The sequence below is a fragment of the Corynebacterium nuruki S6-4 genome, from assembly GCF_007970465.1.
Taxonomy (GTDB): Bacteria; Actinomycetota; Actinomycetes; order Mycobacteriales; family Mycobacteriaceae; genus Corynebacterium; species Corynebacterium nuruki.
Window position 1 is genome coordinate 693,499 of sequence record NZ_CP042429.1, and the last position, 11,074, is coordinate 704,572.

Annotated in this window: 10 protein-coding genes; all 10 read right to left on the reverse strand. The window is 70.5% G+C overall.

Going from position 1 to position 11,074, the window contains the following annotated elements; genetic code table 11:
• Nucleotides 1-14 precede the first annotated feature (14 nt).
• The 10 genes from gap to FSW06_RS14910 all read right to left on the reverse strand — a co-directional run bounded on the left by gap (nt 15) and on the right by FSW06_RS14910 (nt 10,989).
• On the reverse strand, nt 15-1,022 hold the full coding sequence (gene gap / locus FSW06_RS03150) for a type I glyceraldehyde-3-phosphate dehydrogenase (protein ID WP_010118461.1): 1,008 nt from the start codon (nt 1,020-1,022) through the stop codon (nt 15-17).
• A gap of 48 nt (nt 1,023-1,070) precedes the next feature.
• A complete protein-coding gene (whiA, locus tag FSW06_RS03155) occupies nt 1,071-2,087 on the reverse strand; it encodes a DNA-binding protein WhiA (protein WP_010118459.1) in 1,017 nt (338 codons plus the stop codon).
• On the reverse strand, nt 2,071-3,132 hold the full coding sequence (locus tag FSW06_RS03160) for a gluconeogenesis factor YvcK family protein (RefSeq protein WP_010118457.1): 1,062 nt from the start codon (nt 3,130-3,132) through the stop codon (nt 2,071-2,073). The genes whiA and FSW06_RS03160 overlap by 17 nt, the downstream gene beginning before the upstream one ends.
• Complete coding sequence (rapZ, locus tag FSW06_RS03165; RefSeq protein WP_010118455.1) at nt 3,129-4,061, reverse strand: RNase adapter RapZ; 933 nt, start codon at nt 4,059-4,061, stop codon at nt 3,129-3,131. The genes FSW06_RS03160 and rapZ overlap by 4 nt, the downstream gene beginning before the upstream one ends.
• Before the next feature lie 10 nt (nt 4,062-4,071).
• Nucleotides 4,072-6,123 carry an excinuclease ABC subunit UvrC gene (gene uvrC, locus FSW06_RS03170; RefSeq protein WP_010118454.1) on the reverse strand — a complete coding sequence of 684 codons (2,052 nt, stop codon included), beginning with the start codon at nt 6,121-6,123 and terminating at the stop codon, nt 4,072-4,074.
• A gap of 13 nt (nt 6,124-6,136) precedes the next feature.
• On the reverse strand, nt 6,137-6,628 hold the full coding sequence (locus FSW06_RS03175) for a PH domain-containing protein (protein ID WP_420794961.1): 492 nt from the start codon (nt 6,626-6,628) through the stop codon (nt 6,137-6,139).
• A 59-nt stretch (nt 6,629-6,687) separates the two neighbouring features.
• Nucleotides 6,688-7,170, reverse strand: a complete 483-nt coding sequence (gene ribH, locus FSW06_RS03180; RefSeq protein ID WP_010118452.1) for a 6,7-dimethyl-8-ribityllumazine synthase — start codon at nt 7,168-7,170, stop codon at nt 6,688-6,690.
• A 9-nt stretch (nt 7,171-7,179) separates the two neighbouring features.
• Nucleotides 7,180-8,427, reverse strand: a complete 1,248-nt coding sequence (locus tag FSW06_RS03185) for a bifunctional 3,4-dihydroxy-2-butanone-4-phosphate synthase/GTP cyclohydrolase II (protein WP_010118451.1) — start codon at nt 8,425-8,427, stop codon at nt 7,180-7,182.
• Entirely contained in the window at nt 8,424-9,077 is a 654-nt protein-coding gene (locus FSW06_RS03190; RefSeq protein WP_010118449.1) for a riboflavin synthase, read from the reverse strand. Before FSW06_RS03190 ends, FSW06_RS03185 begins: the two co-directional genes overlap by 4 nt.
• Before the next feature lie 193 nt (nt 9,078-9,270).
• A complete protein-coding gene (locus FSW06_RS14910; protein ID WP_146881302.1) occupies nt 9,271-10,989 on the reverse strand; it encodes an HNH endonuclease signature motif containing protein in 1,719 nt (572 codons plus the stop codon).
• Nucleotides 10,990-11,074: the final 85 nt, after the last annotated feature.

The following is an 11,074-nucleotide window of genomic DNA, read 5'->3' on the forward strand; positions in this document are numbered from 1 at the left end:
TACGTACAGGATAGTCAGAGGCGCTCGGCGACGTACGCGGTGAGGTCCACGAGCCGGCTGGAGTAGCCCCATTCGTTGTCGTACCAGGAGACGACCTTGACCTGGTTGTCGATGACCTTGGTCAGACCCGAGTCGAAGATCGAGGAGTGCGGGTCGCCGACGATGTCGGTGGAGACCAGCGGCTCATCGTCGGAGTAGGCCAGCACACCGGCCAGCTCGCCCTCGGACGCCTTCTTCAGCGCCGCGTTGACCGACTCGACGGTGACCGGCTTCGCGGACTCGAAGGTCAGGTCGGTGACCGACCCGGTGGGGACCGGCACGCGCAGGGCGTAGCCGTCGAGCTTCCCCTTGAGCTGCGGGAGCACGAGGGAGACGGCCTTGGCCGCACCGGTGGAGGTCGGCACGATGTTGAGGGCGGCGGCCCGGGCGCGGCGCAGGTCCTTGTGCGGCGCATCGTGCAGCCGCTGGTCGCCGGTGTAGGCGTGGACGGTGGTCATGAGGCCGCGGACGATGCCGAATTCCTCGTCGAGCACCTTCGCCAGCGGCGCGAGGCAGTTGGTGGTGCAGGAGGCGTTCGAGATGATGTGCTGGGTGGCGGGGTCGTAGTCGGTGTGGTTGACGCCGACGACGAAGGTGCCGTCCTCGTTCTTCGCCGGGGCGGAGATGATGACCTTCTTCGCGCCGGCGTCGATGTGGGCCTTCGCCGCGTTCGCGTCGGTGAAGAAGCCGGTGGACTCGATGACGATGTCCACCCCCAGCTCCCCCCAGTTGAGGTTCTTCGGGTCCCGCTCGGCGGTGACGACGACGCGCCGGCCGTCGACGGTGATCGACTCGTCGTCGTAGGTGACCTCCTTGCCGAGACGTCCCATGATCGAGTCGTACTTCAGCAGGTTGGCCAGGGTCTTGTTGTCGGTGAGGTCGTTGAAGGCGACGACCTCGAGGTCAGCGTCACTGTCCTGCAGTGCGCGGAAGAAGTTGCGGCCGATGCGGCCGAATCCGTTGATACCGACGCGAACCGTCACGATGGGGCTCCTGTTCTGTGGGGGCATTGTCCCCTCCGACAGTACCTGTCAGGGGTCGCTGCCGGGGGTGGTTTCCCCACCCGCCCCGTCTCCGTCGTCACCGTCGTCGACGCAGGCGGCCGAGGTGTCCGGGACGCCGAGCTCCGCGGCCCGACGGTCCGCCATGGTCAGCAGCCGGCGGATGCGGCCGGCGACGGCGTCCTTGGTCATCGGCGGGTCGGCCAGCCGGCCGAGCTCCTCGAGGGAGGCCTCCCGGTGCCGCACCCGCAGCGTCCCGGCCTGGGCGAGGTGGTCCGGGACATCGTCGCCGAGCAGCGCCAGCGCCCGCTCGGCCCGCGCCGCGGCCACCACCGCCGCCCGGGCGGAGCGGCGCAGGTTCGCGTCGTCGAAGTTCGCCAGCCGGTTGGTGGAGGCCCGGACCTCCCGACGGCGCCGGTGCTCCTCCCACACCAGCCGGCTGCGGGTGGCGCCCATCAGCGCCAGGAGTTCGTTGACCTCGTCACCGTCGCGCACCACCACCTTCACCGCCCCGCGGCTGTCCCGGGTCTTCGCGGTGATCCCCGCCCGCCGGGCGGCACCGACGAGCGCCAGCGCCGCCTCATTGCCCGGTGTGGTGATCTCGAGCGCGGAGGACCGCCCCGGATCGGTGAGGGACCCGCAGGCCAGGAACGCACCCCGCAGCGCGGCAACACACTGGTCGGCGGTGCCGCCGATGATGAACGGCGGCAGTCCCCGCACCGGACGCCCCGCCCTGTCGATGAGCCCGGTGCGCCGGGCGAGTTCGGTGCCGCCCCGGCTCCAGCGCAGCTGGTAGCGGGCGGGATTCGTCGGTGACCCGCCGAACTCCTGCACCGTGACGTGGAGGTCGAACAGTTCGTCCACCGCCTCGGCGAGCCGGAGTGCCGTCGACCTGGTGTCGATCTGTGCCTCGACCACCACCTCGCCGTGCACGAGATGCAGTGCCGCGGTGTAGCGCAGCAGTCCCGCCACTTCCGCGGTCATCACGTCGGGTCGCGTGACGACGACGACGGCGAGCTCCTCCTTCACATCAGACGTCAGCGACACCTGTGCTCCTTTCCTGTGTCCGTTCCCGGGCGAGTTCGCGCAGCACCACCGCCATCTTCGACGGCGAATGACGGTCACTCCACCGGCCCCGGTCGTCGTCCTCACGCACGTCCCGGTAGATCACCCGGGCGCCCAGCCCCTTCGCCGCCCGCTCCAGGTGGCGGCGTTCCTTCCCGGCCGGGACCGTGGCGCTGTCCACGACGACGACGTCGACCCGCAGCGCGGGGTTGTGCTGCTGCAGCATGTGGATGTGCCGTTCCATCGAGAAGCCGCTGGTCTCGCTGGACTCGGCCACGAGGTTCATGATGACGACCCGCAGGGCGTCCGTCCGGTTCAGGGCGTCCACGATGCCGGGCACCAGCAGGTGCGGGATCACCGAGGAGAACCACGAGCCGGGGCCGAGGGTGACGATGTCGGCCTGCTCGATCGCGAGGACCGCCTCCGGGGTCGGCGCCGGATCGGTGGGGATCAGCCGGACCCGCCGGACCTGTCCGGGGGTCGAGGCGACCGCGACCTGGCCACGGACCGCATTGACCTCCCGGGGGTCCTCACCGAGGCCGAGCACCTCGGCCTCCAGGTCCAACGGCTCGGGCGACATGGGCAGCACCCGGCCGGAGACGCCCATGAGGGTGCAGAGTTCGTCGAGCGCGGCGATGCTCGACCCGGTGACCTCGGAGAGGCCGGCGAGGATGAGGTTGCCGACCGCGTGCCCGGCCAGGGCGCCGTGCCCGCCGAAGCGGTACTGCAGCGTCTCCTCCCACAGCCGGCCCCGCGGATTGTCGGCCACCAGGGCCGCCAGCGCCATGCGCAGGTCCCCGGGCGGCAGGGTGCCGAGCTCACGGCGCATCCGGCCGGAGGAACCGCCGTCGTCGGCGACGGTGACCACGGCGTTCACCCGCACCGCGGCCGCGCGGGCGGCCCGCAGCGTGGCGAACAGTCCGTGGCCGCCGCCGAGTGAGGTGATCGTGCCGGTGGCAGGTGCCGGTTCCGGGATCGGTTCGTTCGGCAGCCCGGGATCCGCGGCGGGCAGGTCGGACGCCGTCACCGGGTCGCCTCCCCCGGCTGCTCCGCACCGTCGAACGGGACGAGGTCCCGGTGCACGGTCCGGACGTCGAGGTCCGGCAGTGCACGCAGCCGTGCGGCGAGGGCCTCGACGACGGCGGGGCTGCGGTGCTGGCCTCCGGTGCAGCCGACGGCGACGGTGATGAAGTGCTTGCCCTCCCGGCGGTACCCGGGCAGGGCGGTGGTGACGAGCTGCTCCGCCGCCTCCAGGTAGCCGCGGGCCTCCGGGCGGTCCAGCACGAATTCGGAGACTGCGGTCTCCAGGCCGCTGTGGTCACGCAGCTGCGGGTCCCAGTACGGGTTCGGCAGGAACCGGGCGTCGAACATGAGGTCCACGTCGCGGGGCGCGCCGTTCTTGAACCCGAAGGACTGCACCGTGATGTGCTCCTTGCGGTCGGACAGTGAGGTGAAGTAGTCCTCGATGATCCGGCGCAGGTCGTGGACGCTGGTGCCGGAGGTGTCGATGACGATGTCGGCCCGCTGCCGGATCGCGCGCAGCATCTCCCGCTCCCGGTCGATACCCGCCTGCAGCGTCTCGTCGCCCTGCAGCGGGTGGGTGCGCCGCACCCGACCGAACCGCTGGATGAGCGTGCGGTCGTCCGCGTCGAGGAAGAGGGTCACCGGCCGGCGTCCGGTGTCGTGCAGCCGGCCGAGGACCTCCGTCAGCGACCCGACGAAGGCGCGGGACCGCACGTCGGCGACGATGGCGAGCCGTTCCACCGGCGACTCGGAGGAGAAACTGAGTTCGACCATCCGCGTGATGAGCTCCGGCGGGAGGTTGTCGGCGACATACCAGCCGAGTTCCTCGAGGACGGTGGCCGTCTCCTTCCGGCCGGCGCCGCTCATCCCCGTCACGAGGATGAGGGACGCCTCCTGCTGATGCTCGGTGTGATGCTCGCGGCGGGTGTCCATGGCGACCATCCTAGCCGTCGGCCGCGGGCGACAATGCCGCGATGACGTTCGCCGCCAGTTTCGGTCCGAAGCCGGGCAGTGCCGCGACGGCGTCCTCCCCCGCCTCGCGGACCTTCGCCACCGACCCGAAGGCCTTCACCAGCTGCGCCCGCCGCTTCGGCCCCAGCCCCGGCACGTCGTCGAGCGCGGAGCGGGTCATCCGCTTGCCGCGGCTGGACCGGTGGAACGTGATGGCGAACCGGTGCGCCTCATCGCGCAGCTGCTGCACCAGGTACAGCGCCTGCGAGTTGCGCGGCACGATCACCGGGTACTCCTCCCCCGGCACCCAGATCTCCTCGAGGCGCTTGGCGATGCCCACCAGGGTCACGTCGGTCACCCCGAGCTCGTCGAGGACCGCCTGTGCCGCCTCGACCTGGGGCCGGCCACCGTCGACGATGAACAGCTGCGGCGGGTAGGCGAACTTCTTCGACCCGGCCTCCGCCTCCTCGGCGGTGACCTCACCCTCCAGCCGTTCCGCCCCGAGGGTCTCCTCCCCGACGGGCACGGCGGACCGGTCCTCGCGGTAGCGCCGGAACCGGCGGCGCACGACCTCGGCGATCGACGCCACATCGTCGGAGTGGCCGCCGCCGGCCGCCTCCTTGATGCGGTACCGGCGGTAGTCCGACTTGCGGGGCAGTCCGTCCTCGAAGACGACGAGGCTGGCGACGACATCGGTGCCCTGGATGTGCGAGATGTCGGTGCACTCGATGCGCAGCGGCGGCTCGTCCATCCACAGCGCCTCCTGCAGTTCCTTGAGCGCGGCGGTGCGGGCGGTGAGGTCGCCGACGCGGGCGAGCTTGTGCTGCTTGAGTGCCAGGGTGGCGTTGTTGGCGGCGGTCTCCATCAGCGCCCGCTTGTCACCGCGCTGTGCGGTACGCACGGTGACCCGCGCCCCCCGCAGGCCGGTGAGCCACTCGGTGAGTTTCGCGACATTGGTCGGCAGTTCGGGCACGAGGATCTCCCGGGGCACCGGTTCCAGCGTCACCTCCCGGCTGCGCGCCCCCTCCGCCTTCGAGCTGCCGGCCACCGCGGATTCGGTGGCGTTCTGCAGCTCCGAGGTCTCGCCGTAGAACTGGGTGAGGAAATCCTCCAGCAGGGACGCCACCCCGTCCCCGCCGGTCTCACCGCTGTCCTCGGTGGAGGCGGTCCGTTCGACGACCCAGCCGCGCTGGCCGCGGATCCGTCCGCCGCGGACGTGGAAGATCTGCACCGCGGCCTCGAGCTCGTCGGTGACCACGGCGATGAGGTCGGCGTCGGTCCGGTCGGAGAAGACCACGGCCTGCTTCTCCATGGCCTTCTCCATCGCACCGAGCTGGTCCCGCAGTGAAGCGGCCCGTTCGAAGTCCAGGTCGCCGGCCGCCGCCTCCATCTCGTGGCGGACGTCGCGCATCACCCGGTCGGTGTTGCCGCCGGCGAGGAAGGAACAGAACCCGTCGACCAGCTCCATGTGCTGTGACGGCGAGATCCGGCCGACACACGGTGCCGAGCACCGGTCGATGTAGCCGAGCAGGCAGGGGCGTCCCAGCTGCTCGTGGCGCCGGTAGACCCCGGCGGTGCAGGTCCGCACCGGGAAGACGCGGGTCAGGGATTCCAGGGTCTCCCGGATCGCCCACGCCTTCGGGTACGGCCCGAAGTAGCGGACCCCCTTCTTCCGCGGTCCGCGGTAGAGGAACGCGCGGGGGAACTTCTCCTTCACGCTGACCGCGAGCATCGGGTAGGTCTTGTCGTCGCGGTACATGACGTTGAACCGCGGGGCGAACTTCTTGATCCACGTGTACTCGAGATTGAGTGCCTCGAGTTCACTAGAGACGACCGTCCACTGCACGTGGTCGGCCGTGTACACCATCGTGCGGATCCGCGGATTGAGGTGTGCCGGGTCCTGGAAGTAGTTGGACAGCCGGTTCCGCAGGTTCTTGGCCTTGCCGACGTACAGGACGCGGTCGTCGGCGTCCCGGAAGGTGTAGACCCCCGGGTCGGTGGGGATCGTGCCGGGGGCAGGGCGGTAGGAGGCGGGGTCTGCCATGGCTTGCGGCCTCCTACTCGTCGGGCATGTACTTGTCTTCCAGCGTACGGAAGGCTTCGACGGTCCCGGCGATCGTGGCCTTGTCCCCGATCTGCATCGCCATCATCGGCACGAACTCGAAGTCCGGCAGCTCGAGCCGGGCGGACCGGCTGTTCCGGGGGAAGGACAGGCCGTGGATCATCTCCCACGGGTAGAACTGTGCGCCGAAGATGTTGCGCACCTCCACCCCACGCCGGTTCACGCGGACCCGGGGGCGGCGCAGCAGGAGGCAGGCCGCCGAGATCAGCAGTCCGAGGCCGATGAAGGAGACCTGGTCCACACCCGTGACGGTGGCGCCGGTGTCCCCCACCCCGGACACGACCGCCATGAAGATGTGCACGACCATGACGACGGCGATGAGGATCCACGCGAGTTTCCGCATCCAGGGGGAGGTGACCACCAGCTGCCAGTCCTCGCCGGTGGTGCTGGTCGCCTGGGTGTTCTTCACTGTCTCAGCCGCGCTCACGGCACCCCACGTTACCCCGGTGCCACGACCGTGCCTAACCGGTGCCCGACCGGTCCCCGTCACCCCCGCGCGGCGATGTCCCGCAGCACGAGGACGGAGTGCAGGGCGGCGCGGGCGGCGTCCGCCCCCTTGTCCTCCACCGCACCGTCGACGCCGGAGCGGTCGACGGCCTGCTGGTGGTTCTCCACCGTCAGGACGCCGTTGCCGACCGGCTTTCCCGCGTCAAGGGCGACCCGGGTCAGACCGTCGGTGACCGACCGGCAGACATAGTCGAAGTGGGCGGTGTCGCCCCGGATGACGCAACCGTTGGCGACGACGGCGTCCCGCGTCTTCAGTGCCTCGGCGGCGACGACGGGCAGCTCGACGGCCCCGGCTACCCGCCAGTCGTCGACCTGCACGCCGAGTTCCCGCAGGGCGGCGACGGCGTGGTCGTGCAACCGGTCGGTGATCTCCGCGTTCCAGGCTGCGGAGATGACGGCCATGCGCAGGCCCTCCCCGGCGCCGGGGCGCAGCGTGATCTGGGCGAGTCCTTCAGCGGACATGACGGCTTCCTAACTGCTCAGGGAATCGAGCTGGTGGCCCATCCGGTCACGCTTGGTGCGCAGATAGGCCTCGTTCTCGGGGTTGGCGGGCAGCTCGATGGGCACCCGGCGGGCCACGGAGATACCGTGACGCTCCAGGTCGAGCCGCTTGGCGGGGTTGTTGGACAGCAGCGCGACGGAGGTCACGCCGAGATCGCGGAGGATCTGGGCGGCGGCACTGTACTCACGGGCGTCGGCGGGCAGCCCCTGGGCCGTGTTCGCGTCGACGGTGTCCAGCCCCTCGTCCTGCAGGTTGTAGGCGCGCAGTTTCGGCACCAGGCCGATGCCGCGGCCCTCCTGGCCACGCAGGTAGATCAGCACGCCGCGACCGGCCTCACTGATGCGGTCGAGGGCGGCGTCCAGCTGTTCGCCGCAGTCGCAGCGCAGCGAGCCGAAGATGTCACCGGTGATGCACTCGGAGTGGATGCGCACCGGCACATCCTCACCGCCGTCGGACGCCGGGTCCCCGGCCACCAGGGCGAGGTGCTCCACACGGTCGACGGTGCCGGTGTAGGCCACGACGCGGAAGTTGCCGTGGCGGGTGGGCAGCCGCGACTCGACGGTGCGGGTGACCACCGGGGTGTTCACCCGGCGCCACTCGGCGAGCTGCTCGATGGAGATGAGCGACAGGCCGTGCTCGTCGCAGAACCGGCGCAGTTCCGGCAGCCGGGCCATGCCGGTCGGGTCCTCGTGGGAGACGACCTCGCACAGCACACCGGCCGGCCGGAGGCCCGCGGCACGGGCCAGGTCGACGGACGCCTCGGTGTGGCCGACGCGTTCGAGCACTCCGCCGTCCTTCGCCCGCAGCGGCACGACGTGCCCCGGCCGGTGGAAGGTCGCGCGGGTGGAGTTCGGGTCGGCGAGTTTGCGGACCGTGTTGGCGCGGTCGGTGGCGCTGATGCCGGTGGTGATGTCGTCGGCGGCGTCCACGGTGACGGTGTAGGCGGTGCCCCGGACGTCCTCACTTCGGGCGACCATCGGGGGCAGGCCGAGCCGGTCGGCGTCCTCGGCGGTGAGGGTGGCGCAGATGTAGCCGGAGGAGTGCTGCACGGTGAAGGCGACGAGCTCCGGGGTCGCCTTCTCGGCGGCGAAGATGATGTCGCCCTCGTTCTCCCGGTCCTCGTCATCGACGACGACCACGGCCTTGCCGGCGGCAATGTCGGCGATCGCGTCCTCGACGGGGTCGAGCAGACTGGTGCGCTGTTCGGATTCGCTCACTTGGTGGTTCCTTCCGGGGCTGCGGCGGTGTCGGTGTCGGCGGCGGCGGCGAGCCGTTCGATGTACTTGGCGAGGACGTCACATTCGATGTTGACGCGGTCACCGACGGCCAGGTCACCCAGGACGGTCTCGGCGAGGGTGACGGGGATCAGGGAGACCTCGAACCACGGGTCGGTGACCGGGCCGACTTCGGCGACGGTCAGGGACGTACCGTTGACCGCGATGCTGCCCTTCTTGGCGACGTAGCGGGCGAGTCCGGGATCGCCGAGCCGGAACCGGAGCACGTCCCACTCGCTGCCCGGGGTCCGGGACTCCAGGGTCGCGGTTCCGTCGACGTGTCCCTGGACGATGTGTCCGCCGAGACGACCGCCGGCAGCGGTGGCGCGTTCGAGATTCACCCGGTCGCCGACGGTGAGATCACCGATGGCGGTGTAGTCGAGGGTGACCTGCATGCAGTCCGCCCAGAAGCCGGGATTGTCACCGGATTTCTCGAACTCGGTGACGGTCAGACAGACGCCGTTGACGGCGATGGAGGCGCCGTGTGTGACGTCGGCGAGGACATCGTGGCAGGTGATGCGGAGACGTTGGGCGTCGGCCGTGCGTTCCACGGCGGCGACGGTCCCGGTCTCCTCGACGATTCCGGTGAACATGACTGATCAGTTTAAGCCACGGTTGCGTGGATCACGCCTCCAGGGTTCTGGAGGAGGCGAAGTGGACGGGCGGCGGGCCCCGGCTCCGGTACGGCGACCCGTCCGCGGTTTTCGGGCGTGGGTGTGTCCCGGTCGTCCGGGGTGGTGTTTCCGGACGCCGGGTCGGCTTCGCTCAGGTAGTGACGGCCGTGGTTCAGGCTGCCTGTGCCGGCCCGCCGGGATCGGTTCCGGAGGCACAGTCGACAACCAACGGGCCCGACGCCACGGTGGTGGCGGTGACCCCTGCGGGGCCGGCCCAGTGCAGGGTGATCCCGTCGTCGGGGGTGTGTACTTTCCAGAGTTTCTTCGTCTTCAACTGGTGGTGGGTCCGGCACAGGCATGCGCAGTTGCGGATGCTCGTCGGCCCGTCACTGTCCGGGTCGGTGAACGGTGAGTTGATGATGTGGTCGAGTTCGCACCGGTCGGCCGGCACCCGGCAGCCGGGGAACCGGCAGCGGGCGTCCCGGCCGACCGCGGTGGCCCGGTGCAGGGTGGTGAACCGGTAGCAGCCGGTGTCGGTGAGATCCTCGATGTCGGGCAGGTCGCGGACCAGGTCGGCGGTGTTGATCAGGGTGGCGGTGGTGGCCGGGGACACCCAGCCGGTGCCGATGACGAACCCCGGACCACAGGCGGGGCCGGTGGGGCCGGTGGGGCCGGTCGGGCCGGTCGGACCGGCCTGCGGGGCAGTGCCTGGAGAACCCGGACCCGTCCCCGGGGCAGCCGGGCCGGCGGCAGGACTGCCGTTGTCGCCACCGTCGCCGTTGTCCGGGCCAGTGGGTCCGTCGGGGCCACCGGTGGAACCGTCGGGTCCGTCGGTTTTCGGCGTGTACACGTTGACGACGACCTTCAACTGGTCACGGTGACCACCCAGAATCTTCAGCATCGCCTCACCCCGGCACCGGATCATCCCCGGCGCCGGCAACGGATCCGCCAACGTCGCCACCGGCTCCTCCTCCGGCACACCGGTGTCGGCAGGGTTGTCGGCGGGGTCGCCGGCCGGGTTGCCGGCCGGGTTGATGATGCCGTCGACGATCCGACGGGCCGCCACCAACTCCGCCGACTCCTCCGACTCAGCCGACTCCGGCCCAGTTTCTCCGGCCGCACGCGCCTGCTGCGCCCGGAGGGTCTCCTGCTCAACCAGGAGCTCCTTACGCACCTCCAGCGCCGCAGCGGACAACGGTTCCCACAGTCCGTCGGCGACCGACCGGTCCCCGCACTCCAGAGTGAACCGGGTACCCCGCCGCGTCAGCCCCACCGTCTTTCGCTCAGTCTCCTCGGTGTCGGCGACCGGCACCGGTGCGACGTCGGTGAGGATCCCGTCGGTGGCGTCGCCGAGAGCCGGCACCGACCACACCGTCCCGTCCGGGGTGATCTGCATACCGATCCTCGAGGCGACCGCCTCGTCGACGGTGGCGGGCAGCTGCTGCCCGGCGGCGGCGAGGGCGCGGGCGTGCCGGTTGATGCGGGTCCAGATGATCTCGAGGTGTTCGACACTGTAGCGGGAGTCGGTGCGCATACGGTCGAACAGGGCCGGCATCCGCACCGCCAGATCCGCGGCGTGGGCGTAGCAGACGGCTTCGCGGTGGCCGCGGCGGCGGACGGCCTGGGCGGCCGACAGGCGGGCGTCGGCGCCAACGGTGGTGAGGAAGGCGACGAGGGTGAGTTCGGCGGTGTTCACCGGCCCGGCCAACTTCTGCGACAGACTGTTGTAGGTCTCTCCGCTGGTCGGTTCAGTACCGTGCGGGATATGCCGACCACCGCGGGGATGGTCCCCGCCGTCGAGCCGGCTGGTCCTGCCGCTCTCGCCGCCGCGCTTGTCGCTGCTGTTGCCGTGGTTGCCGTGGTTGTCGTCGGTGGGTGGTGTGGTGGTCATGGTCCCCTCCCGGTGGTCCCCGCCTGACCTCTCCTGATGTGCTCTACGTCACACAGTACCCCACCCACCGGACAGAGTCAACCAC

What these genes read in the sequence shown, in the direction of transcription:
- FSW06_RS03190 (WP_010118449.1), bottom strand. Translation starts at nt 9,077, where the DNA reads ATGTTCACCGGAATCGTCGAGGAGACCGGGACCGTCGCCGCCGTGGAA.
- rapZ (WP_010118455.1), bottom strand. Translation starts at nt 4,061, where the DNA reads ATGGACACCCGCCGCGAGCATCACACCGAGCATCAGCAGGAGGCGTCC.
- uvrC (WP_010118454.1), bottom strand. Translation starts at nt 6,123, where the DNA reads ATGGCAGACCCCGCCTCCTACCGCCCTGCCCCCGGCACGATCCCCACC.
- ribH (WP_010118452.1), bottom strand. Translation starts at nt 7,170, where the DNA reads ATGTCCGCTGAAGGACTCGCCCAGATCACGCTGCGCCCCGGCGCCGGG.
- FSW06_RS14910 (WP_146881302.1), bottom strand. Translation starts at nt 10,989, where the DNA reads ATGACCACCACACCACCCACCGACGACAACCACGGCAACCACGGCAAC.